Below are 24,247 nucleotides of genomic sequence, written 5' to 3' on the forward strand. Positions count from 1 at the left end.
TCTGCCCTAGCTGACCATCGCTCGTCTTACTCATTGCGCCACCTGCTCCGGCATCGCAGCCACGTCACTACTTTTACCCTGCACCGCCGTGCGCCTTCTCAGGTAACGTGCACTACTTACCGCCCGCTCAGCTACATCGCCCTTTTTATCCGACGCCACCCCGCGCTCCCCAGCCTCAACCACATCCCAGCTCTCGCCAATCACCGCATGTACTGTCCGCGGGGGCTGGGATTTGCCCCACGCTTTCACCGTTAATTCCACAGCCTTCACCCGCCCCGAGCCCTTCCCTAGCCCGCGCACACCGGTAATTTGCCAATTGACATGCAACCGCGCACCCGGCCACTGTGCACCACACACCACAAGCGCACATTCGCTCTTACGCAATCGCGCCTCAATGGGGCGCACATACGTCGGAGCCAGCCGCCCCGCAGCATCCATTCCATCCGAAGCCACCGGGTGATACAGAATCACGTCCATACCTTCAGCCAAAGTCCCGAGGACGGCAGCGGTGTGCGGCGTGGCGTCGGGAATAAAAACCACACGCTCTAAGTCGCCACCTGCCGCATCGATGGCTGCCAGCGCCAAAGAAGGATAGTTAACAATCGCCACACAATTGCCCTGTGCGGTAGCGGCGGCCACACAATGGATCAGCGCCGCAGGACAATTCTCGACCTGACTAACTGCTCCCCGAGCGAACCCTTGCCCAGCGAGCGCGTCACGTAACCACAACGGCACGTGCACAGAAGTAGGTTCAGCTATACCCGCCTGTGCTGCCGTTGCATTGGCCGAACCACCACCTTCAATCAGCTGTATTTTTGCACGTAGATCCTCGATAGCATTATCGAACGCGGCAGCATTCACCATGGCACGCTTCACCCCTCTCTTTGACACTGATTAATTTCATAATCGCTAACAAACTGGGATTGTTTCCGGCTTTATGTGTTGCCACATGCGTTTTTATGGCTCATGAGATGTGCGCCCATTCCCTACTTGCCACAGCTCATACTATAAAGTCGCTTCAGACAACGAAGGAGAAAAAGCGCTTCCGCACCCTCATTAATCGAACGTCCGTTCTCATTTAGAGATAGCGTAATCCCGCCACGTGGCCAGCGCAACCCTCGAGAACAAGCCCCCCACAGAGACCAACAGGTCCCCCCCAAAAAACCAGCCGAGTTTTAGCAGAGTCCGACAAACCCCACAGAGACCAGTACACCCCACCGAGTCCGACACCCCCCACTGAGAACAACAAACCCCCGCAGAGTCCCGCAGTGCCCCTTGCAGCCACCCCCTCGCTCGCCGATACCCGCACCGCAGCCCGATACCAGCCCTCACCGGCATTCACGAACCTTGCAGGCACCCCCTAGCTCGCCGATACCCGCACCGGCCATTATTGGTGCAGGGCAACCAGCAGATCTACAGTGAAAGGCATGAACGCTAGCGCCCCAGTCATCCAACCCCCACTACCCGTTCGCCTAGTTGGGTCCGCATTACTCGGACTTGCCGTCGCCTCCATGGCCACGCCATTGCCAAACGGAATCAAGGTTGTCATCCTCATTCTTGCTGTAGGTGGGGCCATGATGTACACATTCAGCCACCCCTATCGCCGCACTGTGCGCGCCGAGGTAGAAAAGCGCGGGGAGCGCTACCGCACGAGCGTTAACCAACTGATCCCCCTATTTCCACTATGGCTGGCGCTTATGATCCTGCCTGCATTCATGCTTAATTCGTGGATAGCCGCCCTGGTGATTACTATCCTCGCCGGCGGATACGCATGGATGGTGTACCCGCACATCGATGGCACCCAACACATTCGCCCGGTGGGGTCCGGCCGGGGTGGCGTCGATAAAAAATAGAGGCAGCGAGGGTTAAAACAAAGACCTCAGGCCGGGCCACAGCCCAACCTGAGGTGATAGAACCGGCCCATGACAGGCGCGGATCCCATAGGGCAACTACTTACCCAAGCTACCCATAGCCGAAGGGGAGCTGGAGGAAGAACCGGAGCTAGAACCACTAGGAGCGGCAGCCTTGGATACCTCGATCGGCGTAGCGTTATTGAAAACCTTGTAAGGGGTGATCGCAGAACCAACGCGAGCGCCCGCGCCGTGCTTGTACGTGCCCTCAGCAGAAGGTGCGCGGTAAGTGAAGTCCACAATCACTGGCTTCGAAGGAGAAACGAATGGTGCCTGAGGAATGATCAGTCCATCCTTCCAGCTCACGCGAACCTCAGTGTTATCACCGGCAGGAACTACCGCGTACTCGTTCTGCTTAAGTACCGCAGGGGAATCGCCGAGCAGGCCGGACTTAATGCGCTCAACCTTGGTGAGAGTGAAGCCCTTGGGCATGACATTAACGATCTCGTCAACACGGGTCTGATTATTACTCTTACCCTGAATCTCCACACGGACCTTCACCTCGGCACCTGGGGTGACCTTGGTAGCACCGAAAGTCTGCTTATAAACGTTAACGTTCCATGCTGGGCCCCCAACCTCGCCCAACAGGTCACGCTGCCCCTTCGGAACCTCCAAATCAGGCTTGGAGGAGCCAAGGGCACTGCCACCACCAAGGAGGCCACTGATGGATCCCATTGCATCGGCAGCGGATGCCACACCGGCTCCACCCATCGCGATTGCTGCGGATACGGAGACGGCAGTAAGTGAGTGAACGATCTTGCGGGTCATGTACAGCGACCTCTTTCTTATGTCAGAAGGGAAAGGCACAGCAATCCACAGTTGTGATCTGCACCACGTTCGACTCTGACAATACAACCCAAAAAGTTATTAATTCAATAAAAGGTTTTGTTCGAAAGAGAAAACCATATACTTCCCCCCTTAAGGGGGTAAGGGTCACATCAACGTGGTTTTACTCCCACTCGATCGTTCCCGGCGGCTTGGAAGTGACGTCCAAGACCACGCGGTTAACTTCCTCCACCTCGTTGGTAATGCGGGTAGAGATACGCTCCAGAACCTCGTAAGGCACGCGGGTCCAGTCGGCTGTCATGGCATCTTCACTGGACACCGGACGCAAAACGATCGGGTGACCATAGGTCCGGCCATCACCCTGGACACCCACCGACCGAACATCGGCCAGTAGAACTACTGGACATTGCCAGATGACGTTATCCAAACCCGCGGCCGTGAGCTCTGCGCGGGCGATTGCATCTGCCGCACGAAGGGTCTCCAACCGATCTTCCGTGACCTCCCCAATAATGCGGATACCTAGGCCGGGACCCGGGAACGGCTGGCGAGCGACGATTTCTTCTGGCAGGCCCAATTCACGACCAACCGCGCGAACCTCGTCCTTGAACAGCAAGCGCAGGGGTTCGACTAGTTCGAACTCCACGTCGTCTGGCAGACCGCCAACGTTGTGGTGACTCTTAATGTTGGCGGTACCACTGCCCCCTCCAGACTCCACGACGTCTGGGTACAACGTGCCCTGAACCAGGAAATCTACCGTGGAGCCGTCCGGTGCCGATTCCAAAACCTCGGTAACCGCACGCTCGAAGGAACGGATGAACTCCGCACCGATGGCCTTGCGCTTTGCCTCTGGTTCGGTCACTCCAGCCAGCTTGGCTAAGAAGGCCTCTTTCTCGTGGGCAGTGACTAGCTTCGCGCCCGTCGCTGCCACGAAGTCCTTCTCCACCTGTTCGCGCTCGCCCTGGCGCAGCAGGCCGTGATCTACAAACACGCACGTCAGGCGATCACCGATAGCGCGCTGTACCAGCGCCGCCGCTACAGCGGAATCCACACCACCGGACAGACCACAGATGGCACGGCCTTCGGGGCCAACCTGCTCGCGTACTTGCTCAATGAGTTGCTCAGCAATGTTGCCTGCGGTCCACGTGGGCTGCAAAGCGGCGGTGTCCAGCAGGAATCGGCGGAGCACTTCTTGTCCCTTGGGAGAGTGCAGAACCTCTGGGTGGTACTGCACACCGGCCATGCGCTTTTCGGGGCATTCAAACGCCGCCACAGGTGCGCCTTCAGTAGTGGCGGTCACCGTGAACCCCTCAGGCGCCTCCGAAACAGAATCACCGTGGCTCATCCACACAGGCTGCGTGGCACCCATGCCCTCATGCAGTTGTCCGCCGCGAATGGACATATCCGTGCGACCATATTCCCGTAGGCCCGTCTTGGCCACGGTTCCGCCTAGCGCGTTGGTCATAGCCTGGAAGCCGTAGCAAATGCCGAACACGGGGATCCCCAGATCCAGCAGGCCCTCCTGAAGTGCCGGGGCACCGTCGGCATACACGGAAGATGGACCGCCGGACAGGATCAGGGCGGCTGGGTTTTTTGCCTTGACCTCTTCGGCGGTCATCGTGTGCGGAACAACCTCGGAGTACAAGTTGACCTCACGCACGCGACGGGCGATCAGCTGGGCATATTGCGCACCGAAGTCGACAACCAGGACTGGCTGTGGAGTGCTGGGATTTTCTGTCTGAGTCACGTGTAACACCATACCTAACTAGAAAACGAAGCCCGTCTAGCGCTCTTGGAACTTAGTTTTGTACCAATTCATTGAATCGGGGTGGAAACATAGCGCTAGGCTCACCAAGGCCAGCAGCCCCATGGGAACAGCCAGCCACAGTGCACCGGATTTCACCACGGTCACCGTGATCAGCGCCAAAATCACATTGGTCAGCACGAGGCCCGAATGCCCGAACGTTTTGCCTTTGATGATCAGTCCACCGAAGACAATGAACATAAGGAAGTACAACCCCACCATTACTCCGGTTACGGGGACATTCATTTCCACGCCGGCGTCGCCCTCAATAGGACGGTAACCCGCGTAAAGCGCAACGGCGCCCACCAAGCCGATCCCACCGATAGCGATTGCAAGCATCGACAATGCGGCCAGCGTGGCTGGCAGTTTCGCCGTCAGCCGCATCCACACATCTTTCACGTTGTAACGCGCCCCTATACTCGAACGGCCAGCTCGGCCTTCTGGAAACTCTTCAAATCCGTGTAGCCACACTTTGCCATGGAACGGCGCAACCCACCGACGAGGTTCTCCTCACCCCATGGGTTCGGAGTAGGGCCGAACAAAACCTGCTCAAGGCTGAGGTCCGCGCGGGGTTCGGTGGGCAGCACCTGGCCACGAGGTGCCTTCGGGTGCGCCGCCGTAGATGGCCAGTAAACACCCTTGCCACCCGCGGTCCGAGCCGCTGCAAGGGGAGCTCCCAACGCCACTGCATCCGCACCGCACGCGATGGCCTTGGCAACATCACCGGATGTTCGCAATTCCGAATCGGCAATGACGTGCACATACCGGCCACCGGTTTCATCCAAGTAGTCGCGGCGCGCAGCTGCGGCATCGGCGATCGCCGTAGCCATGGGGACATCGATGCCGAGGCTATCGTTGTTGGTTGTTTCGCCAGATCCCACAACGACGCCCGCTGCTCCCGTGCGCATGAGGTGCATAGCAGTCGTGTAATCGACCACTCCTCCGGCGATGACGGGAACGTCCAGCGAACCGATAAACTCACGGAGATCGAGGGGTTCGCCATCGCGATGCACATGCTCCGCGGAAATCAGCGTACCCTGCACGATCAGCAGGTCGATTCCACCTTTGATGATCGCGGGCGCCAGCTGACGAGCTTGCTGCGGAGATACGCGAACACCGAATTGAACGCCCGAATCGCGAACGATCTGCAAGCGCTCGGTGAGTAGATCCAGATCCAGCGGTTGCGCGTGCAGCTTCTGCAGAACTTCGTTGCCACCGCACAGGTTCCCCGTCAGAGCGTCCTCTAGGGCCCCCGCGGCGTCGATAACCTGCTGCAACGCACCGTCAAGATCCTCAGCTCGCCCCCACAAGCCTTCAGCGTTGATGACCGGCAAGCCACCCAGGTTGCCAAATTCAATGGCGAATTCCGGCGTGACCAGGGCATCGGTAGGATGCGTCATGACGGGGATGCCGAAGTTATAGGCATCGATCCGCCACGTCGTATCTACATCGTGCGACGACCGGGTTCGCCGAGTGGGAACGATGTCGATCTGATGTAGGCCGTAAACACGTCGAGCGGAACGACCCCGGCCGATATCAACGTAATCCTGCATGGGTTTGTCAGCTTCCTTTGGCGACTAGCGATGTGAGTGAAAAACTAACGGTTTGGATTATAGTTGGGGGCTTCCATGATTCCCTGCACATCGTGTGGGTGGGATTCGCGGAGACCAGCGCCGGTAATCTGCACGAAGCGAGCCTTGTGCAGGTCGGCGATAGTAGCCGCACCGGTGTATCCCATAGCGGCACGCAGACCACCCACATGCTGGTGCAGGATGCTCTCGATAGAACCGCGGAATGGAACGCGGCCCTCAATGCCTTCTGGCACCAGCTTCTCTTCAGATTTCACGTCGGCTTGGAAGTAGCGGTCCTTGGAGTACGAACGCTTCTCACCGGTCAGGCCACGCCCCTGCATGGCGCCCATCGAGCCCATGCCGCGGTAACGCTTGTACTGCTTACCGGAGACGGTGACGATCTCGCCCGGGGTTTCCGCAGAGCCAGCCAACATCGATCCCAACATGACGGCAGATGCACCCGCGGCTAGAGCCTTGGCGATGTCACCGGAGAACTGCATGCCACCATCGGCAATGATGGGCACACCAGCCTTATGAGCTGGAACGGAGGCTTCCATGATGGCGGTGATCTGCGGTGCACCAACACCCGCGACCACGCGGGTAGTACAGATAGAACCCGGGCCGATACCAACCTTAATAGCATCTGCACCGGCATCGATCATGGCCTGCGCTGCTTCGCGGGTCGCGAGGTTGCCACCGATGACGTCCACACGGTCACCGAATTCCTTCTTTACTCGAGCAACCATGTCCAGCACGCCCTTGTTGTGAGCGTGGGCGGTATCCACAACGAGGGCATCCACACCCGCGTCGACCAGCTGACCAGCACGATTCCATGAATCCGGACCCGTACCAATGCCAGCGGCGACCACCAGTCGTCCGGAAGAATCCTTAGCGGAATTCGGGTATTGCTCGCGCTTGGCGAAGTCCTTAACCGTGATCAGACCGGTCAGCTTTCCTGAACCGTCCACAATAGGAAGCTTCTCAACCTTGTTTTCACTGAGCAAGCGCAACGCGGCCTCGGTAGAAACACCCTCCTGAGCAACAACGAGGGGAGCCTTCGTCATGACCTCATCCACACGGCGCTCAAAATCCGGTTCAAAACGCATGTCGCGATTAGTGATGATGCCGACGAGCACGCCTTCTTCATCCGTAACGGGCAGACCGGAGATACGGAAGCGGGCACATAGCTCATCGACTTCACGAATAGTCATGCCGGGAGAAGCCGTTACTGGGTCAGTCACCATCCCTGCCTCAGAACGCTTGACGATTTCGACCTGCTGAGCTTGATCCTCGATAGAGAGGTTACGGTGCAATACACCGATGCCACCCTGGCGGGCCATAGCCACCGCCATGCGGGCCTCAGTAACGGTATCCATTGCCGCGGAAGCGATGGGGATATTCAGCTGAATGTTGCGGGTAAACTGCGTAGAAGTGTTGACCTCCGATGGAATCACATCGGAGGCATCTGGAATCAAGAGCACATCATCAAAGGTCAATCCTACGAGGGCGACCTTGTTGGGATCATCTCCACCGGTGGATACTGGAAGATGGTTAGTCATAGGGTGAGCTTGCCTTCCTCATTACATCGCGCTGGGTATCCTGACTGCCTCTTAGGATAACCCCTCGATCGACAATTCAGTTATTCGTAGGTGTGCGCAGAAGGTACGGTGTGAGGTGTGAGTACCAACAACTTCGAGATGCCCCCGGATCCTTTCGCGGACGATCCCAATGATCCCGCCTCGTTTCTTGAACCCGATGAGGAATTCGCTCCCCTCAGTTCGGAAGAAAAGTCGGCACTCAAGCAAGACCTAGCCAACGTGCGGGAATTCCGCGCAATGCTGGAACCACGTGGGGTTAGGGGGATTACTATGCTGTGTGAGGATTGCGAAGAACCCCACTTTTATGATTGGGAAATCATTGTCTCCAACTTGACCAGCATGTTGGAGCATAACTCCATGCCAGTTCACGAACCCAGCGCGAAGCCAAACCCCGATCTTTACGTTACGTGGGATTACTGCCTGGGTTATGCCGATGCGTGCCGCTTTGCATTCCGCATGGGACTTGGTGGCTTTTAATAGCTTCTGATCTTAAGCTCGCACCGCAGCTGCCCCAATGAGGGTGTTTTACCTAGGATCCACGCGGCGGGTGCTGCTGCCCCGGCGCCGGCACCGGAGCTGGCGCCGGTGGCTGGGTCATGGACTTAGGAGTACTAGTATCCGTCGGTGTCTTCGACGTGCTGGTGGGCGATCCACCCAACATCGGTGCATTCAATCCTGGGATCTCAGGCTCAGTAAACTCACCATACGCAGGGTGCTCGCCACCATCCTTTTCACGCATCTTCTGGGCGACCGCCGGTGGAGGGGTATAACCCGGCAACCTGGTTACCCTGGGATCCTCCAGCGCCTGGTTTAATCCGTCGGACAATTTCTCGGCATCCGTACGGCTCTCGGTGGGGTTAACTTCAGATTCGCGACTCTTCGTGGGCGATGGGCTTTCCTTGTGGTGTTTCCTATCGCGCATTGCAGGGGCTCCTTGCCCCTCCCGGTCCGCTTTGCCTGAATTAGGCGATCCACTAGCACCATTCGTGCCTTGACCCGACCCATTCGTAGCCTGCGGGGACGTCTGTTCCGAGGTAACGTCACTATCCGGGCCAGCCTGAGTGATCTTATGCCCAGTTACTGGCTGGGAGTGCTGATAGGCGGCGTAACCCAACCCACCCACGGCAATCGCAGCAGCCACCCCGCCCGCGATGAGCAAGGTGGTCATGGATGCCCCACCTGCAGCAGCTACATGTGCGCGGCGCTTCCAACGACGCTTGTTCTTAGCAGCAGCGGCGCCCGCAATGGGAACCACAGTTTCTTCGGGCGCATCGCCGTCAATATCGCTTGTATCAAGCTGCGGCGCAGGCGGAATAGAGGTGTCCGCTTCGCTGCGAGCACGAGCTAGAAGCTCGTAAAGAGGATCACAGTGTCCCTGCTCAAAGACATTTTCACCGCGACCGAGGGCGTCGACAATGCGGTCTACCGCCTGAATTTCCACGAAGTCGTCCCCCGTCCCGTGAAAATCGTCGTTGTGAGTCATGCTCAGGGCCCTTTTCTCTAAGAAGTGTCGTCCGGATTATAAGCGAAGCTCTCGCACAATACGCCGGCTTTTTAGTTGTATCCGTTTTCCTCGATGTGCTTTCGAAGTTTCGCGAGAGCTCGGAATTGAGCTACGCGGACTGCTCCAGCGGACATCTGCAAGATGTCTGCGGTTTCCTCGGCCGAATAACCACCGAAAACGCGCAAAGTGACAATTTCTCGTGCTTTGTCACCTAGCAAATCGAGTAGTCCCGCAACTTCGTTACAGGCATCTAGCTCTAAAATCTCCCCTTCAGGTGTGCTATCCATCACCTCGATATCGGGCACGTCATCAGTCGGTTGCAGATGGTCGCGACCGTGGGCACGGCGACCATCCACCACCTTGTTCGCCGCAATGCGATAAACGAAGGCCATAAAAGGCAATCCTTTATCCTCGTAGTTCGGCAGTGCCCGAGCGACCGCAAGACAAACCTCCTGGGCAATGTCATCGGCCGTTGGATACTTGTCTCCAGTCACACGTGCACGGCAGTAGCGGACCACGGGCGAGTGAATGAGGTTAATTACATCCTGGAGAGCCCTTCTCTCCCCCGCAATCGCACGGGAGACAGCTGCCTGAATGGCAGTGTCTAAATCGTGTGCTGCGGTCATTGAGTGAGGCGCTTTCTACGTTCAGATGCCGGCGAGTAGAAAAAGTCGCCGGCATTCGTGAGGGGTTGGTTTCAAGGTGGGATTTCGGTTCCGTATATCCGAAAATATCACACTCCAACTTCACCGCCGGCGTTCAGCGAGTACTCAGCTGCGCTCTGTACTGCCTCTCCCCACACGCTGCGGTCAAGTTAAATCTGGGCGATCACCTCAAGTTTTCACCCCTTAATGGGTAAACTTCGGCGCAGCACAGATAAATTAACTCATCGTTCACATCGCTATATATTCACAGGTGAGAGAACATGGGACGACTCCCTACTCCACCTTGTGGCTACTCGGTACATACTGAGGGAACCAAAGCTTTACTTGACGTTCATCTGCGCGGGCGAACCTACCCCTCGTCATCAAGTTGCACAGCAATGCGAGGAGAGCTAAGCCACATGCCACAGCCAAACCAACTTCCAGGACCTACATCTTCCTTCTGGGAGTGGCAGCTGAAGGGTTCCTGCCGCGGTGCGGACTCGTCCGTTTTCTTTCATCCGGATGGCGAGCGTGGCCGTGCGCGAGCTATGCGTGAACAACGCGCTAAGGCCATCTGCAATACCTGCCCAGTCATTGAAGCCTGCCGAAGCCACGCCCTCAACGTTGGCGAGCCATACGGCATCTGGGGCGGCATGACCGAATCCGAGCGAGACGCGATCCTGCGCCCAACTGCTCGTAATAGGGGCCGACGGATGGGAATGACTTCTCGCCGGGCCAGCTAGCACCCAGTCCTCGCCCGGTATTGGGCCCAGTTAGTTTTCAACCGCGGTTGATTCTCAGGGTATTTGTTTCGACATCCCCTCGATGATTGCCGAACGCGGGTGGCTTCTCGTCCCTTAACGCACCAAAACCCCGCTCCTCCTTTTCACGGGAGAAAGCGGGGTTTAACCGTGCGGTCCGTGGACCTATTCGTCGGGCTCATGACTCATTCATGGCCGACAGGGAAAGACCTAGTGGTGGTGGTGCCCGTGTCCAGCATTAGCGGCTGGCTTTTCAGGCTTATCAACCACTGCGGTCTCGGTGGTCAGAACCATGCGTGCAACGGAAGATGCGTTCACCACAGCGGAGTGGGTTACCTTCACTGGATCAATGATTCCCTGCTCCAACAGGTTGCCGTACTCCAGTGTTGCAGCGTTGAAACCGGAGCCATTTTCCTGCTCGGTGATGTGTGAAACGACCACAGCACCGTCAAGACCAGCATTATCCGCAATCCAGAAAGCAGGGCGACGCAGAGCCTTAGCCAGCGAACGCAGGCCGATGGCCTCGTCGCCCTCGGCATCCCCAGCCATCTCGTCAATGCGAGCAGCAATCTGTACTAGGACAGATCCACCGCCGGCAATCACACCTTCCTGGGTGGCGGCACGTGCAGCATTGATAGCATCCTCGATGCGCAGCTTGCGCTCGTTCACCTCGGTTTCAGTGGCGCCACCAGCGCGGATCACTGCTACACCACCGGACAGCTTCGCCAGTCGCTCTTCGAACTTTTCCTTATCCCACGTGGAATCGGTGCGCTCGATATCGTTGCGAATCTGGTTGCGGCGCTCTTCAACAGCCTCTGCGGAACCCGCGCCGTCAACGATGACCGTCTCATCCTTGGTGACGGTGATCCGGCGTGCGGAGCCCAACTGCTCCAGGGTGGCCTCGGAGAGGTTGTGTCCCAGCTCCTTATCGATGACGGTGGCACCGGTAACGATGGCCAAGTCATCCATGAACGCCTTGCGGCGGTCACCGAAGTAAGGGGACTTCACTGCTACAACCTTGATGGACTTACGAATAGCGTTGAGCACCAGCATCTGTAGTGGCTCGCCATCGACGTCCTCGGCAATGATCATGAGCTGCTTGCCCGACTTGGCAATCTGCTCCAAGATCGGCAGGAAGTCTGGCAGGGAGGAGATCTTCTCTCGAACCAGCAGGACAGCAGGGTTTTCCAAAACAGCGTGACCGGTCTCGGTATCCGTCACGAAGTATGGGGACAGGTAACCCTTGTCGAAGGAAACACCCTCGGTGACGATGGACTCGTCCTCGATGGACTGAGACTCTTCGACGGTCACTACACCGTCCTTGCCAACCTTGTCGAAGGCATCGGCAACCATCGCGCCGATCTTCTCATCACGAGAAGACACGGTGGCCACATTGGCCACTGCTGCACTATCGGCTACTGGCTGCGCCAGCTCCTTAAGCAGTTCGACGACGCGCTCGGTTCCAACCTGAATACCGCGGTTCAACGCGATCGGGTTGGCCCCGGCAGCAACGCTGCGCAGACCTTCATTGATGAGGGCCTGAGCCAGCAGGGTTGCAGTGGTGGTGCCGTCGCCAGCAATATCATTGGTCTTAATGGCGACGGACTTCACCAGCTGGGCACCCAAGTTTTCAAATGGGTCCTCAAGGTCGATGTCTCGGGCGATGGTCACACCATCGTTGGTCACCAGCGGGCCACCGAAAGCCTTGTCGAGAACCACATTGCGACCACGTGGGCCGAGGGTTACCTTGACTGCATCCGCGAGAGAATGCACGCCCTTTTGCAGACCCTCACGGGCCTCTTGATCAAAAGCGATGAGTTTGGACATGCGCGCCCCCGCTTACTTTTCGATGACGGCGAGGATGTCGCGCTGGCTCAGCAGCAAGTACTCTTCGCCGTTGTACTTCAGCTCGGTGCCACCGTACTTGGAGAAGACAACGGTGTCGCCTTCCTTAACGTCCATTGGAATGCGATCGTCATCGTCTGCCCAACGGCCAGGACCCACGGCGATGACAGTAGCCTCTTGTGGCTTTTCTTTTGCAGAATCTGGGATGACCAGACCGGAAGCGGTAGTCGTCTCCGCCTCAACGATCTGCACGAGGACGCGGTCCTCCAGAGGCTTGATGTTTACGTTAGCCACGATGAATACCTCCAGTATTCGGGTTCTTTGCGATTGTGCCGGTGTGTTTTCCGCGCACAGCCGTCGTCGCGGGTGAACAACTGTGTGTCAAACAACCTATCTGGCACTCTACCCGCGTAGGTGCTAACGCTCAACCAGAGCGAGTGCTAACTCAGTCTAAACGCCACGAGTCAGGTTCACGACGGCATCGTGCCACAAGCGAAATTCTTCCGGCTGATCCTCGCGGTAGTTCTCAACTGCGCGAATACCGTTTTCGATGGATTCGATCTCATCATCGGTAAGATCGCCACCTTCTTCGCCAACGAACAACACTGGCCCCAAGATCGCCCGGGTTGGATCGGAGATGAAGCGGGAATCCCCAGTCTCGCTTTCCTTGCGCCCCATGCTTGCCAACGGATTTGGTTCAAGGACATCCGCCTTCTTGGCGTCGTCAGAATATACGGCAGCCACGCGGGTGCCGGTCTCGTTGAATACGACATGCAGCTTGGACTGGGCGCCTCCGCCCAGTAGTTCAGCAGCCTGAGACAGATCGGTATCCACTTCCTGCGCTTGCAGGTCAGGGGTAACAAGGTAGCAACGTGCCATTATTTTCTCCTTACATGGAAAGTCACGGCTAATTGTGCCAGCAAAACTCTCTTCGCGCAGTGCACAGGGAATTCACGCACCCACCCCTTTGGAACGTCGACCTCCACAGCGCAGCACGCCTCTTGCGCTAACGCAGCACTGCCCCATCGTTTAGGCAGCACCCCTCTTGCGCTAACGCAGCACTGCCTTGCGTTTAGGCAGCACTCCGCGTGGACCAGCGCAGCCCTCTCCTCGCCCTAACGCAATACTTGCGGAACCTCGACCTCCAGCCCAGGGTCCGTTCCCACGGTCAGCTCACTGGCTTCAATCCCATCTTTCGCCAAGTGCGCCGCCAGCGCCGCCACCATAACACCGTTGTCAGTGCATAGTTTCAACGGTGGCACGTGTAGCTCAACACCCGCGCTCGCACATCGCGCCGCTGCCAATTCACGCAAGCGCCGGTTGGCAGACACGCCACCGCCTAGAAGGAGCACCTTCGCACCCTTATCGGCGCAGGCACGTAATGCCTTCTTCGTCAGCACGTCCACAACAGCCTCTTGGAAGGACGCACACACGTCCTCCACCGGGATCGTTTCCCCAGCTGCTTCCCGCGCTTCCACATACCGGGCCACTGCGGTTTTCAATCCGGAGAAGGAAAAATCGTAGGCGGCATCCTGCTGTCGCATCATGCCTCGCGGGAACTGAATAGCTTTCGCATTTCCTTTGTGCGCCAACCGGTCGATGATCGGACCACCCGGATACCCCAGACCCAGCAATCGAGCAACCTTGTCATAGGCCTCACCGGCTGCATCGTCGACCGTGCTACCCAACTCCTTCATGGGCTTGCCCACGCCATTGACGTGCAAGATCTGCGTATGTCCACCACTGACCAGCAGTGCGATCGCGTTATCGAGGGTGTGAGACCGAACCCCAGGAACCAACGTGTCCACCGCAACGTGTCCACCCAAGTGGTTAACCGCCAAGAACGGGACCTCCCACGCGGCTGCATACGCCTTCGCAGCGGCAGCACCCACCAGCAACGCACCCGCCAACCCGGGGCCAATCGTGGCGGCTACGGCATCTGGCTTAATGAAATCCGGCTCGACCTCACGCGCTTGCTGCAGGGCTGCTTGCATGGTCGGTTGCATGGCCTCCAGGTGCGCCCGCGATGCGATCTCGGGTACCACACCCCCGAAACGCGCGTGTTCACTCATGGACGAAGCCACCTGATCAGCAAGAATGTGCAAATCTGGCTGCTCGGGATCATCTTCGCGGTTGATACGAACGATGCCTACGCCGGTTTCGTCACACGAACTCTCGATGCCTAGAATTACGCTGGCACCTGCTTGATGATGTGTTCCCTTCGCACACATCGTCGGCGACGCCGCCTCAGCCGCCGCCACAGCCACAGTCGCTCCCACCCCACCGGGCCTAGTCTCCACCGCCTCAGTCCCAGCCGACCCTGCTGCCCCATCTGCTCCCGCTCCCGGCCGCACCATCGTCCACGCATTGGCGCCCGACGGCTGGTAGTAGTTTTTGCGCAGCCCAGCTTTTTCGAATCCATAGCGCTGATACAACCCCACCGCGGGTTCGTTACCTTCACGCACTTCCAAGAACACCGGTGCCCGCAAACGATCCACCACCGTCAGCAATGGTTGCAGCAACAGATGCGATAACCCCTGGCCCTGATACGCAGGCAATAGTCCGATGGTGTGAATCTCCCCCTCGGGGTCGGCCACTGATCCGTTGACTGCCAGGATCGCGAAGCCCACCAGCTGCCCGCTATCCCACATCCCCAAGGCCAGCGTGTTCGGTGCCTCCACGTGCTGAGCAAAAGATGCTGCCGACCACGGCGATTCGTCGGCGAACAACGTCATCTCTACTGCTGCGCATGCTTCCGCATGTTCGGCCCGTAGTATTCCGACGCCCACTCCATCCCCATTCCCGTCCCAACTAGGGGCGGGCGCTTCATCGTCTGCGATGCGCCCCTGCACTGCACCGGCACCGGTGCTGACGCTACTCCCATTCGGCGAGAACTCAATCGTAGCTGCCGTACCACGGGCATCACCGTTCCCGAGATTCCCTGAGTCACCCGCACTGGGCTGGGGCGCATCCATGGCACCGCTGTGGCCGAGCACCCCTTCAATCCCCGCGACAGCCGTGAAATCCAGCGCCTGGCTGACGGCCTTGGTGGTGGGCACGGTGGCGTCGGGTCGCCGGAGGTAAAGCGCGCGCAACGGCTGCGCCTCGCGAATAAGCCCCAAGTAACCACCCTGCTGCTGCATAGCGGCCACAACCAATCCCTCCGGGGTGGGATGTGCGCCCTCGATGAGAGAGACGTTGTCCCAGCGATCCCCGGTAAAAACCTCGCGCGCGCGATCCGCGACAGCACCGCCCATCGCAGCGATGCGTACGCGCAGGGTGGAGTTGGCGCCGGCCCCCGTATTCCGCTGCAGAATTTCGCGAGTGACCTCGCCATTGAGCTGCCCAACAACCTCCGGTTTATGCACACCCGGATCAATGAGAGTGCCCAAGCGCAAACCATTTGGCGTGATGCTGGCATGGTAACGGGCGTGATACCACTCGCGCCGCCGAGCATCGGTGACCACAATGGTATCCCCCACCCACGTGGGATCCTTCACATGCTGTGCCCAGGCAGTAGCCAGCGGGCTTTCCACACCGTGGACGGGGACCCCGAGGGCGTCGCCAAATGCAGCAGCTGTAGCCATGCCAACCCGCAGCCCCGTAAAAGGGCCAGGGCCTGTGCCCACAACAACGGCAGCAATATCGGCGGGCGCAACGTTGGCTTCGGTCATGCAAGTGCGAATATGTGGCACCAGCAACTCCATGTGCCCGCGCACATTATCCGTGGATTCCTCGGCCAGAACGCGCGTTTTGCCGTTGACCCGCACCTGGACGAGCCCACAAGTGACAAAGTTCGTGGAGGTATCAACGGCAAGAACGGTAATCATGGATACTCATTCTAGAGCGAGGGCTAGACACAAGAAATCCCCGGGAGGCTCTCGCAGTTAACCTCCCAGGGACGGTAAGCAGCCGACGGATTGATCAGATCTTTCAGGTCAGCTGTTCTTGTGAAACACCCCTCACGGTGATTCCCGTTCATTGTGTCACATAGATGAGAAAAAGGTAAGTATTACTCTTAACTTATTTTAATTTTAGGGTTTCGGGGGCGAAAAAAGGGGGTAATCCAGCCACCGGGTGCCGGGTTCCCTTGAACACTGGCGGCGCTTAGCGCCACTCCCAGCGCACAATTCTCTCGTCGCCTGCCCGGTCAATTTCGATGTCGAGAACCTTATTGCTCAGTTCCTCCACCACACCGCGGCCCCACTCCGCCACAATCACGGCACGGTCTAAGTCAGCGTCGATATCCAAAGCTTCCAGCGCGTCCAACACGTCTTCACGGTTGGCGTGCCGGCCGGGTTCTACCCCGTCCGAGACATCAGCACCGAGCAGCCGGTAAGCATCCATGTGCAGCATGCCCGGTCGATCTTCCGCTCCCGGCTTGTGCGTCCGCACGATCGTGAACGTAGGCGACTGAACCCGCCCCTTCACTCCGAGACCGCCGGCTATCCCCTGAGTCAGCGTGGTTTTGCCCGCCCCCAGCGGGCCAGTGAGCACCACAACAGTTCCTGCATCCAGCTGTCCACCAATCCGGCGACCAACTTCTCGCATGTCATCGGGGGTGGGGGCAGTGGCCTGCCCGTTGTTGTAGGCAAGGCTGAGCTGTTCTCTTTCTTCCCCCACCCACCGACGCCGCACTCGAGACCCACGAGGCATAGTCAGGATTTCATAGTCAATCGTTCCTGCTGCAGCTGCAAGTTCACTGGCACTGATTCCACCTTCACCGAAGATCGTGGCCCATTGTCCTGGCTCCACCTCGGTTGGCTCGTGTGCATCGCCAAGGTTCACCACAATTTGATCCATACACACGCGCCCAATTTGCGGGTAGAGCTTGCCTCCAATACCCACCTGGAAATTACCCGATGCAGACCGTGGCACACCATCGGCATAACCGGCTGCGACCACCGCTGTTCGAGTATCGCGCGTGGCCGTCCACGTCCCACCGTAGCTAACAGATTCGCCGGTGCGAATGACCTTTGTGGTGATCACCTTGGCGCGGAACGTGATGGCTGGTCGCAACTGCGCAGCGTTTCCACCCGATCCGCCCACCACGGGATCAATGCCGTAGATCCCCACCCCGGGTCGCACCATCTGATGATGCAAATCAGGGCGGGTCAGCGCCGCCGGGGTGTTGGCGATGTGATTGGTTTCGGGATGAATCCCGTGCTCCCGGCACACCTCTATTGCCTGGTGGAACCGACGATTTTGCACATCCGTGAAAGCAGCGCGGGCGGAATCATCCGCGCTGGCGAGGTGGCTCATCACCCCCTTGACATCAAGCAAATCGCGGTGCTGCGCGATCAGCTCCACCACCGCAGTCCATTGGTCAGGGGTAATCCCCGACCGAGAAAGCCCCGTATCTGCCATGAGAGTGATGGAGATCGGCTGGTTCGGGGAAACCACTCGGTTGGACCCCGCCCCGTCACCTGTTTGTCCTATCCCCGCCCCGTTACCTGTTTGTCCTGACCCCGCCCCGTTACCTGTTTGTCCTGCCCCCGCAGCGGGATTGGCCGGTTGTTCCACCCCTGCGGTCACGTCACTTGATTGTTCTGCCGCCATCCGCTGCGCCAACGCAACCAAGGATTCGGCATGTGCCAACGAAGGCACGCCAATGGTGATGCCCGCCCGCACCGCGGCGCTGAGGTCCTCCCCCGGGATCCACATCCACGCGGTTATCGGGGCGGTAATCCCAGCTTCGCGCAGGCACAGCGCCTCGCCCACCGTGGCCGTACCCAACTGAGTGGCACCCCCTTCGAGGCACGCGCGGGCCACGGATACAGCCCCATGGTTATATGCGTCCGCCTTGACCACTGTCATGACTTCTGCCGACGAGGCGGCGTCGACAAAAAGAGAAACATTGGCACGTATTGCAGAAAGGTCTACGACAACCTCTGCAAGCGCATGCTCATCGGGGACGGACAGCGGCTGATACATGAAACTAACCCTAGTCCCCGCGCGAGCGCTCTAACGTCGCAGGGTCGGCCACGCAATCGTTCCGGCTGCCACAGCACCAGCCACAGCCGCGATACCCGCCAGCGCCAGCACCGCGCGGGAAATCAGGCGATTATCGCCGAACGCCCCGAACGAACCGAGCGCTGCACCTTCCACACTTCCCTCCGCGCTCAGCTTGGCCGGCCTAGAAGAGGAGGTAGCATCCGAGAGTTGCTGGGACCCCTGAGCTGCGCCGGGGCCGGATAGGGCAATGTTCCACTGGCCGGCAAAGCTCCACAACATATCCCAGAAATCTGGGGTTTCGTTTTCCACGCTGAGTGCCGTCAGGCCTGCATCACCAGCGCCCGGGGATTCGCTGCTGCCCGCTGGAGCGGCGACCGCTGTAGGTTGAACGGCATTGATGGTGGTGGCGGTGACGGTCGCTGCCATCACCACCGAGAAGAGTTTACGTCGCATGTTTTCCATGCAAAACAAACTATTCCACCGTGACCGATTTCGCCAAGTTTCGTGGCTTATCGATATCCTCGTTTCCGCACTTGCGGGCAATGTCGGCGGCCAAAAACTGTAGCGGGACCGTAGACAGAATCGGCTGCAGCAAAGTACCCGACTGCGGGATCTCCAGCAACCAGTTGGCGAATGGCTTCACGGCATCATCGCCTTCTTCGGCAATGACGATCGTCTTGGCACCGCGGGCGCGGATTTCTTGAATGTTGGAAACGATCTTGGAGTGCAGGACCGGACGGCCTACAGCGGAAGGAACCACCACGACCACAGGCAGGTTATCCTCGATCAGGGCGATCGGACCGTGCTTCAGCTCGCCGGCAGCGAAGCCTTCTGCGTGGATGTAGGCCAGCTCCTTAAGCTTCAGCGCACCTTCCAGTGCAACGGGGAAGCCCACGTGGCGCCCCAGGAATAGCATGGTGCGCACTGCGCCGAGCTCGTCCGCCAAACCCGCGATCTGCTCGCGCAGCTCCAGGGTTTTCGCGATCTTCTCCGGCATGGATTCCAGCGCCTTATAGATCTCTGCGATCTCATCTGGATACTTAGTGCCACGGGCTTGTGCCAGCGCCAGGCCCACGACATAGTTGGCGGCCACTTGGGCTAGGAAGGCCTTGGTCGACGCCACCCCGATCTCCGGGCCAGCGTGAGTGTACAGGACAGCATCGGATTCACGTGGGATCTGCGAGCCGTTGGTGTTACAGACCGCGAGCACGCGAGCGCCCTGCTTGCGGGCGTGGCGAACAGCTTCCAGCGTGTCGGCCGTTTCACCGGACTGGGAAATCGCCAGCACTAGGGTGGAGCGGTCCAGCACGGGATCGCGGTAGCGGAATTCGGAGGCCACCTCGATTTCGACCGGCACGCGCACCCAGTGCTCGATGGCGTACTTCGCCAGCAAACCGGAGTGGTACGCGGAGCCACAGGCGACAACGAAGACCTTATCCACGTTGCGGAGGTCATCATCCGACAGGCGCTGTTCGTCCAGCACAATGCGGCCGTCAACGAAGTGTCCGGCCAAGGTGTCGCGGACGGCATCGGGCTGCTCGTGAATTTCCTTCATCATGAAGGAATCGAAGCCGTTCTTCTGCGCAGCCTCGAGATCCCAATCGATGGTGAAAGGCTTGCCCTCAACGGGGTTGCCCTTGAAGTCGTAAACGTCGTAACCATCTTCGGTGATAACCACGGCATTGTCCTGGCCCAGTTCCACCGCATTCTTGGTGCGGTCGATGAAGGCAGCGACGTCAGATCCGATGAACATTTCGCCTTCACCCACGCCCACGATCAGTGGGGTGGAGCGGCGCCCGGCAATGATGGTGCCTGGATGATCGGAGTGGGTGAACAGCACCGTGAATGCGCCTTCAAGGCGGTCGAGGACTGCCAAGGCAGAGGCTTGGAAATCGCCCTTGGTCTCACCTTCGTTGTAGGCGAGAGCCAACAGGTGCGCGGCGACTTCCGAATCCGTTTCGGATGCCATCTCGATGTCGTGGGATTCCACCTCGGCACGCAGCGCTGCGAAATTTTCGATGATGCCATTGTGAACGATGGCGGCTTTGCCATCGTAGGAACGGTGGGGGTGTGCATTGACGTCATTCGGACGACCGTGAGTGGCCCAGCGCGTGTGTCCAATGCAGGTGGTGCCGGAGAATTCCTCGCGGCCTACTTCATCCAGTTTTTTGAGAAGATTGGCAATTTTGCCTTCTTTCTTCTCGAGGTGAATTTCTCCTTGTTCGACGACGGCAATACCTGCGGAATCGTAACCGCGGTATTCCATTCGCTCAAGCGCGTCCAGCCCGATTTTGAGGGCATCCGCCTTACCTACATAGCCAACGATTGCACACATAAGTTTGCATTTTACAACACTGTCCAATTACCAGAAGATTGCCAACTTATCTAATGAAACGTGCGACTTCGTTGCACCCCGTCGCCAGGGTTCTTGTAGGCTGGTTAACCGTGGCTGACAAGTTGAAAAACCTCATTCCGACTCTCGGGAAGCGCGGGCCGCACCGCGTTCTCATCGGCGACCTTAATTTCGCTGGTATTCCCGGCAAGGTGTACACCCCTGCCGAAGGTAAGGGCATTCCCGGTGTAGCTTTCGGGCATGACTGGCGCTTGGGCGTGGATGCCTACCACGCTACGCTGCGCCACCTTGCGAGCTGGGGCATTGCAGTCGCTGCACCGGATACGGAGAAGGGCTGGGTTCCCAACCACCGCGGCTTTGCTTCGGACTTGGAAACTGCACTGCAGATTTTGGCCGGTGTGCGCCTGGGCAACGGAAATGTAGTTGTCCAGCCCAACAACTTGTTCCTCGCTGGCCACGGCATGGGTGCATCTGCCGCTGTGCTGGCGGCAACTAGCCGTCCTTATGACAAAGTTGCCCAGTCCCAGCGCACCCCCACTCTCAAGGGCGTTATGGCTATCTACCCATCCGATGCCAGCCCTAGCCCATATGAGGCCGCCAAGAGTGTCAGCGCTCCCGGCCTGGTTCTTGAGCCCGGCGCGCTGACCAACGTGCCATCGGGTAACGCGGCCCGCATGGCTGCGCAGTGGGAAGGCGACGTGATTTACCGCGAGATCGAGGGCGCCACACATGATGGTTTCCAGGAGAAGGTATTGCGCAAGTTTTTGTACGGTACCGCCAGCTTGGAATTCTCCAAGCAGGATTTGGTTCGCGCGTTGATGACTGGTTTCGTTCTGGCGGAGGATTCCAAGAAGTACCAGGAGTTCCGCGAGACGAATGTGAAACTCAAGGGAACGCAAACTGCTACCCAGCATGAGCTGTTCTCCCGTTTGCCGGAGAATGCGGATCTGCAAAAGCAGCTGAAGGCTCTGCTTTAAACTCCTCGTCAGAAGCCCCCCCTTTAATGCAGCGTATTTCGATGTGAAACACGCTGCATTTGCTTTAGTCGAAGATGTTGGGGCGGTGGCGGGCTCCTGTCCCCTCGTGGCGATGGTCAAGAGAAACCACGTTGGCGGGCCTGCCGTTGCACTCGACGGCTGGACCAAAGGAGTGGTCCCCGTCGTGATGAGGTGCGTGGTCTCCGTCGTGATGGGGTGCTCGGTCCCCGTCGTGATGAGTTGCTCGATCCCCGTCGTGGCGCTGTTCATCAATGAGCCGTTGCAGCGCCTTCGTTTGCTCTTTCAGCACATCTTCAAACTGCACCGCGGCCGCAGCCACCTCTGCCAAATAGTCGTCTAGGAACTGCTGGTAGCTGTTTGTTTTCACCACGCTCCACTCCTTTCAATATCGACGCCAAACGCAGCCGCCCCCGCCAGTTCTAGCGAGATATCGCTTCCCGCGGCTTGAACCTCAGCGCTCACTCCGGCACTAACCCATATATCTGGTGACCACGATTCTGGCGTAGACGGTGCAGGCGGATTGACCGATTTGGGTGCTGGTTCAGTTTTCTGGGTCTGCTCGGGCGCGGGATCCGGCTTATGCGCCGGTTCGGACTTGGACTCGGGTGTGTGCTCAGAACCCGGAGCGTTTTCAAATCCGAGGCCTGGATCGGGTTTCGGTGCGGGCGCGACTGGGAACGGAGATTTGTCCGCCGATGGATTATCCACAACCACACCACCGGGGTGTCCGGATCCTGCGCTGGCTTCACCTGTGCTCCCTGGGTACGACGGATGCTGGGTCTTATCAAAACCGTGGTAGCCATCGGACGGAGCTTTATCGTTGATGGGTGGTGCGGATGGCTTCTCGGATGACGGTTTCTCCGTGGGGCAGTCATCCTTGTGCCCCGCTGGTTCGGGTGTTACTGGTGGCTTGGGCTTGTCCTCAGGGCACTCCTCCTTGTGCCCCGCTGGTTCGGGTGTTACTGGCGGCTTGGGCTTGTCCTCAGGACACTCATCCTTATGCCCCGCTGGTTCGGGTGTTACTGGCGGCTTGGGCTTGTCCTCAGGACACTCATCCTTATGCCCCGCCGGTTCGGGTTGCACCCGGTCACACTCGGACTCGGCCCCGTCCGGCGGGCATGGTGGAGCCACCTTGTCCGGCGGTGGCTGCGTAACCCCCGATGGTTCTGTTGGCGGGTGCGGTGCATGGACTCCCGGCCCATCCGTCGAAGGACAAAGCAAGTCCACCAGCAGGCGGAAAAACCCGTGCCACTGGGCTGATCCCGCGCCCGAATGGTCGCACAGAATATTCGGCACCTGGTGCGGTGGAATAGCAGGCGGTTGCACTGCAGTCTGAATTCCGCCCGCGGTGTGAACCGTCACCCTCGAGTGTTCCTTCTCTGGGCAGGACGGCTCCACCGGTTGGGGTGTTTGCACCGGTGGATTGTACGTCCCCGCCGGTTTCACCGGCGGAGGCTCGCACAGTGAATCTTTTGTCTTCGTTAGCGGAGTAGTGTGCTGGCACTCCCCAGCCTTATCGGAGCCCTTCGAACCCGCCCCCGGAATGTGCTCATCGGACTCGCCACCTTGATGCAATGGTTTATCTGAGTTACCGGGCAACGCGGGTTTTTCCATATCCTGGCACAACGTTTTCAAGCACCCATCCACCGTCAGATTTCGTCCCCTCACGAGAGTATCGACGAATGACGCAGCTGCGCGCAAAATGACCTGCAAAAAGGCTGCAAACTGCGGGGAGCCACCAAAAACTAAACCAGACTTCAGGAAGAGTAAAACCTTGTCCACAACGGATTCCGCTGCACCTGCACATTTTTCATGGGCTTGATCGATCACATCGAGGGCTTGACCAGCGCATCTTTTGCTGGCTTCCACGTCTTCTTCATGCCGGTGTTGTTCTTGACCACCAGCATCGATGGATTCCTGCGGTTTTCCATCCCCTATCCCCTGAAGAAAAGCCGCGATCGAGGAGACTGCACCGATCCCATCGAGAATTCCAAACAGCGTTGACAGGGTGCCCCCTTTGCCAACCTTACGGCCCCCTAGCCCCTGAGAGCTTCCGAGCCCCAAACCCCGACGAATTGCCACGGTGTCCAGCCCATCGGACATCCGTACTGCGGGCACGGTAGCTGCAACTGGTGCCCCGAGAGACCCCAGAGTGTTCACTGCCATGGTTAACCGAGCTTGTCCTTGCATGCTCATCCCGGGTTACCGCCCCTTCATAACCGGAGCCAAGTCATCCGCGGAATTAGTATCCGCTCCATGAATGGCGTTGATAAGCGCGCGACCAGCCCGTGCACCTTCCATCAAACGATGAGCGTGAGCTTCCCGAACTTCGTGAGCCTTGGTGGCCATCCCGACAATCTTCGCACCGAAATGTCCATAACCACTACCGAACGCTTCTATTGATGCCGTTGGCCGCATATGCTGCAGAGCCCGCGCCCATTGTTGCTGCGCTATTTCCAGTTTCCGCGCTCCTTCCAGCGCTGTTACCGGATCGGTCGTTAATGATCCCGTTGTATTCACA

Annotated in this window: 22 protein-coding genes and 1 pseudogene; 4 read left to right on the forward strand and 19 right to left on the reverse strand. The window is 58.6% G+C overall.

What is annotated here, in order from left to right; all coding sequences use genetic code 11:
* Positions 1–30 precede the first annotated feature (30 nt).
* Entirely contained in the window at positions 31–864 is an 834-nt protein-coding gene (locus CAURIC_RS09035) for a hypothetical protein (RefSeq protein ID WP_216593963.1), read from the reverse strand.
* Between the two features lie 563 nt (positions 865–1,427).
* On the opposite strand from CAURIC_RS09035, the gene CAURIC_RS09040 reads away from it, so the two are divergent.
* Positions 1,428–1,853, forward strand: a complete 426-nt coding sequence (locus tag CAURIC_RS09040) for a hypothetical protein (RefSeq protein WP_035113695.1) — start codon at positions 1,428–1,430, stop codon at positions 1,851–1,853.
* Between the two features lie 96 nt (positions 1,854–1,949).
* On the opposite strand, the gene CAURIC_RS09045 is transcribed toward CAURIC_RS09040, so the two are convergent.
* From CAURIC_RS09045 to guaB, 5 genes are all read right to left on the reverse strand, one after another.
* Positions 1,950–2,678, reverse strand: a complete 729-nt coding sequence (locus CAURIC_RS09045; RefSeq protein WP_035113693.1) for a hypothetical protein — start codon at positions 2,676–2,678, stop codon at positions 1,950–1,952.
* Between the two features lie 181 nt (positions 2,679–2,859).
* The gene (gene guaA / locus CAURIC_RS09050) at positions 2,860–4,452 is read right to left on the reverse strand and encodes a glutamine-hydrolyzing GMP synthase (RefSeq protein WP_052094950.1); all 1,593 of its coding nucleotides are present in this window, start codon (positions 4,450–4,452) and stop codon (positions 2,860–2,862) included.
* Positions 4,453–4,476: 24 nt separating this feature from the next.
* Complete coding sequence (locus tag CAURIC_RS09055) at positions 4,477–4,896, reverse strand: hypothetical protein (protein ID WP_035113687.1); 420 nt, start codon at positions 4,894–4,896, stop codon at positions 4,477–4,479.
* Positions 4,897–4,910: 14 nt separating this feature from the next.
* Positions 4,911–6,050 carry a GuaB3 family IMP dehydrogenase-related protein gene (locus tag CAURIC_RS09060; RefSeq protein WP_290182557.1) on the reverse strand — a complete coding sequence of 380 codons (1,140 nt, stop codon included), beginning with the start codon at positions 6,048–6,050 and terminating at the stop codon, positions 4,911–4,913.
* Between the two features lie 44 nt (positions 6,051–6,094).
* Positions 6,095–7,627, reverse strand: coding sequence for an IMP dehydrogenase (gene guaB, locus CAURIC_RS09065; RefSeq protein WP_035113684.1), 1,533 nt, complete (start codon positions 7,625–7,627; stop codon positions 6,095–6,097).
* Between the two features lie 138 nt (positions 7,628–7,765).
* Here guaB and CAURIC_RS09070 point away from each other — a divergent pair, with 138 nt between their 5' ends.
* On the forward strand, positions 7,766–8,143 hold the full coding sequence (locus CAURIC_RS09070) for a DUF5319 domain-containing protein (protein ID WP_035113948.1): 378 nt from the start codon (positions 7,766–7,768) through the stop codon (positions 8,141–8,143).
* Between the two features lie 52 nt (positions 8,144–8,195).
* Here the strand turns inward: CAURIC_RS09070 and CAURIC_RS09075 are convergent, their stop codons facing one another.
* A complete protein-coding gene (locus CAURIC_RS09075) occupies positions 8,196–9,149 on the reverse strand; it encodes a mucin-associated surface protein (RefSeq protein WP_035113682.1) in 954 nt (317 codons plus the stop codon).
* A 71-nt stretch (positions 9,150–9,220) separates the two neighbouring features.
* A complete protein-coding gene (shbA, locus tag CAURIC_RS09080; protein WP_290182561.1) occupies positions 9,221–9,796 on the reverse strand; it encodes an RNA polymerase sigma factor ShbA in 576 nt (191 codons plus the stop codon).
* 437 nt (positions 9,797–10,233) lie between these two features.
* Here shbA and CAURIC_RS09085 point away from each other — a divergent pair, with 437 nt between their 5' ends.
* Positions 10,234–10,557 (forward strand): WhiB family transcriptional regulator, encoded by a 324-nt coding sequence (locus tag CAURIC_RS09085; RefSeq protein ID WP_035113680.1) that lies wholly within the window; start codon positions 10,234–10,236, stop codon positions 10,555–10,557.
* Between the two features lie 228 nt (positions 10,558–10,785).
* Here CAURIC_RS09085 and groL read toward each other — a convergent pair whose 3' ends face one another.
* From groL to glmS, 8 genes and pseudogenes are all read right to left on the reverse strand, one after another.
* Complete coding sequence (groL, locus tag CAURIC_RS09090) at positions 10,786–12,402, reverse strand: chaperonin GroEL (RefSeq protein ID WP_035113677.1); 1,617 nt, start codon at positions 12,400–12,402, stop codon at positions 10,786–10,788.
* 12 nt (positions 12,403–12,414) lie between these two features.
* Positions 12,415–12,714: a co-chaperone GroES gene (gene groES, locus CAURIC_RS09095; protein ID WP_013889160.1), complete on the reverse strand. Its 300-nt coding sequence runs from the start codon at positions 12,712–12,714 to the stop codon at positions 12,415–12,417.
* 156 nt (positions 12,715–12,870) lie between these two features.
* The gene (locus CAURIC_RS09100; protein ID WP_035113674.1) at positions 12,871–13,299 is read right to left on the reverse strand and encodes a hypothetical protein; all 429 of its coding nucleotides are present in this window, start codon (positions 13,297–13,299) and stop codon (positions 12,871–12,873) included.
* Positions 13,300–13,535: 236 nt separating this feature from the next.
* Complete coding sequence (gene tsaD / locus CAURIC_RS09105; RefSeq protein WP_052094948.1) at positions 13,536–14,651, reverse strand: tRNA (adenosine(37)-N6)-threonylcarbamoyltransferase complex transferase subunit TsaD; 1,116 nt, start codon at positions 14,649–14,651, stop codon at positions 13,536–13,538.
* Between the two features lie 135 nt (positions 14,652–14,786).
* Positions 14,787–16,250: pseudogene (gene tsaB / locus CAURIC_RS09110) on the reverse strand (tRNA (adenosine(37)-N6)-threonylcarbamoyltransferase complex dimerization subunit type 1 TsaB); the annotation flags it as partial.
* A gap of 277 nt (positions 16,251–16,527) precedes the next feature.
* Positions 16,528–18,354: a bifunctional alanine racemase/tRNA (adenosine(37)-N6)-threonylcarbamoyltransferase complex ATPase subunit type 1 TsaE gene (locus tag CAURIC_RS09115; protein WP_052094944.1), complete on the reverse strand. Its 1,827-nt coding sequence runs from the start codon at positions 18,352–18,354 to the stop codon at positions 16,528–16,530.
* Between the two features lie 30 nt (positions 18,355–18,384).
* Complete coding sequence (locus CAURIC_RS09120; RefSeq protein WP_156963422.1) at positions 18,385–18,828, reverse strand: hypothetical protein; 444 nt, start codon at positions 18,826–18,828, stop codon at positions 18,385–18,387.
* 19 nt (positions 18,829–18,847) lie between these two features.
* Positions 18,848–20,710: a glutamine--fructose-6-phosphate transaminase (isomerizing) gene (gene glmS, locus CAURIC_RS09125; RefSeq protein ID WP_290182568.1), complete on the reverse strand. Its 1,863-nt coding sequence runs from the start codon at positions 20,708–20,710 to the stop codon at positions 18,848–18,850.
* A 122-nt stretch (positions 20,711–20,832) separates the two neighbouring features.
* Here glmS and CAURIC_RS09130 point away from each other — a divergent pair, with 122 nt between their 5' ends.
* A complete protein-coding gene (locus CAURIC_RS09130; RefSeq protein WP_035113936.1) occupies positions 20,833–21,705 on the forward strand; it encodes a dienelactone hydrolase family protein in 873 nt (290 codons plus the stop codon).
* 64 nt (positions 21,706–21,769) lie between these two features.
* Here CAURIC_RS09130 and CAURIC_RS09135 read toward each other — a convergent pair whose 3' ends face one another.
* From CAURIC_RS09135 to CAURIC_RS09145, 3 genes are read right to left on the reverse strand one after another with little or no spacing between them, the layout of a single operon-like run.
* Positions 21,770–22,093 carry a hypothetical protein gene (locus CAURIC_RS09135; protein ID WP_290182570.1) on the reverse strand — a complete coding sequence of 108 codons (324 nt, stop codon included), beginning with the start codon at positions 22,091–22,093 and terminating at the stop codon, positions 21,770–21,772.
* Positions 22,090–23,892: a hypothetical protein gene (locus tag CAURIC_RS09140; protein ID WP_035113670.1), complete on the reverse strand. Its 1,803-nt coding sequence runs from the start codon at positions 23,890–23,892 to the stop codon at positions 22,090–22,092. The genes CAURIC_RS09135 and CAURIC_RS09140 overlap by 4 nt, the downstream gene beginning before the upstream one ends.
* A gap of 36 nt (positions 23,893–23,928) precedes the next feature.
* Complete coding sequence (locus tag CAURIC_RS09145) at positions 23,929–24,246, reverse strand: hypothetical protein (RefSeq protein ID WP_035113668.1); 318 nt, start codon at positions 24,244–24,246, stop codon at positions 23,929–23,931.
* Position 24,247 lies beyond the last annotated feature (1 nt).

This window comes from Corynebacterium auriscanis (genome assembly GCF_030408435.1).
In the GTDB taxonomy this organism is placed as follows: domain Bacteria; phylum Actinomycetota; class Actinomycetes; order Mycobacteriales; family Mycobacteriaceae; genus Corynebacterium; species Corynebacterium auriscanis.

What these genes read in the sequence shown, in the direction of transcription:
- CAURIC_RS09075 (WP_035113682.1), bottom strand. Translation starts at nt 9,149, where the DNA reads ATGACTCACAACGACGATTTTCACGGGACGGGGGACGACTTCGTGGAA.
- guaB (WP_035113684.1), bottom strand. Translation starts at nt 7,627, where the DNA reads ATGACTAACCATCTTCCAGTATCCACCGGTGGAGATGATCCCAACAAG.
- CAURIC_RS09060 (WP_290182557.1), bottom strand. Translation starts at nt 6,050, where the DNA reads ATGCAGGATTACGTTGATATCGGCCGGGGTCGTTCCGCTCGACGTGTT.
- guaA (WP_052094950.1), bottom strand. Translation starts at nt 4,452, where the DNA reads ATGGTGTTACACGTGACTCAGACAGAAAATCCCAGCACTCCACAGCCA.
- CAURIC_RS09115 (WP_052094944.1), bottom strand. Translation starts at nt 18,354, where the DNA reads ATGTATCAGCCGCTGTCCGTCCCCGATGAGCATGCGCTTGCAGAGGTT.
- CAURIC_RS09035 (WP_216593963.1), bottom strand. Translation starts at nt 864, where the DNA reads ATGGTGAATGCTGCCGCGTTCGATAATGCTATCGAGGATCTACGTGCA.
- CAURIC_RS09120 (WP_156963422.1), bottom strand. Translation starts at nt 18,828, where the DNA reads ATGCGACGTAAACTCTTCTCGGTGGTGATGGCAGCGACCGTCACCGCC.
- CAURIC_RS09085 (WP_035113680.1), top strand. Translation starts at nt 10,234, where the DNA reads ATGCCACAGCCAAACCAACTTCCAGGACCTACATCTTCCTTCTGGGAG.
- tsaD (WP_052094948.1), bottom strand. Translation starts at nt 14,651, where the DNA reads ATGTGTGCGAAGGGAACACATCATCAAGCAGGTGCCAGCGTAATTCTA.
- CAURIC_RS09070 (WP_035113948.1), top strand. Translation starts at nt 7,766, where the DNA reads ATGCCCCCGGATCCTTTCGCGGACGATCCCAATGATCCCGCCTCGTTT.
- shbA (WP_290182561.1), bottom strand. Translation starts at nt 9,796, where the DNA reads ATGACCGCAGCACACGATTTAGACACTGCCATTCAGGCAGCTGTCTCC.
- CAURIC_RS09040 (WP_035113695.1), top strand. Translation starts at nt 1,428, where the DNA reads ATGAACGCTAGCGCCCCAGTCATCCAACCCCCACTACCCGTTCGCCTA.
- CAURIC_RS09045 (WP_035113693.1), bottom strand. Translation starts at nt 2,678, where the DNA reads ATGACCCGCAAGATCGTTCACTCACTTACTGCCGTCTCCGTATCCGCA.
- CAURIC_RS09100 (WP_035113674.1), bottom strand. Translation starts at nt 13,299, where the DNA reads ATGGCACGTTGCTACCTTGTTACCCCTGACCTGCAAGCGCAGGAAGTG.
- groL (WP_035113677.1), bottom strand. Translation starts at nt 12,402, where the DNA reads ATGTCCAAACTCATCGCTTTTGATCAAGAGGCCCGTGAGGGTCTGCAA.
- CAURIC_RS09140 (WP_035113670.1), bottom strand. Translation starts at nt 23,892, where the DNA reads ATGGCAGTGAACACTCTGGGGTCTCTCGGGGCACCAGTTGCAGCTACC.
- glmS (WP_290182568.1), bottom strand. Translation starts at nt 20,710, where the DNA reads ATGTGTGCAATCGTTGGCTATGTAGGTAAGGCGGATGCCCTCAAAATC.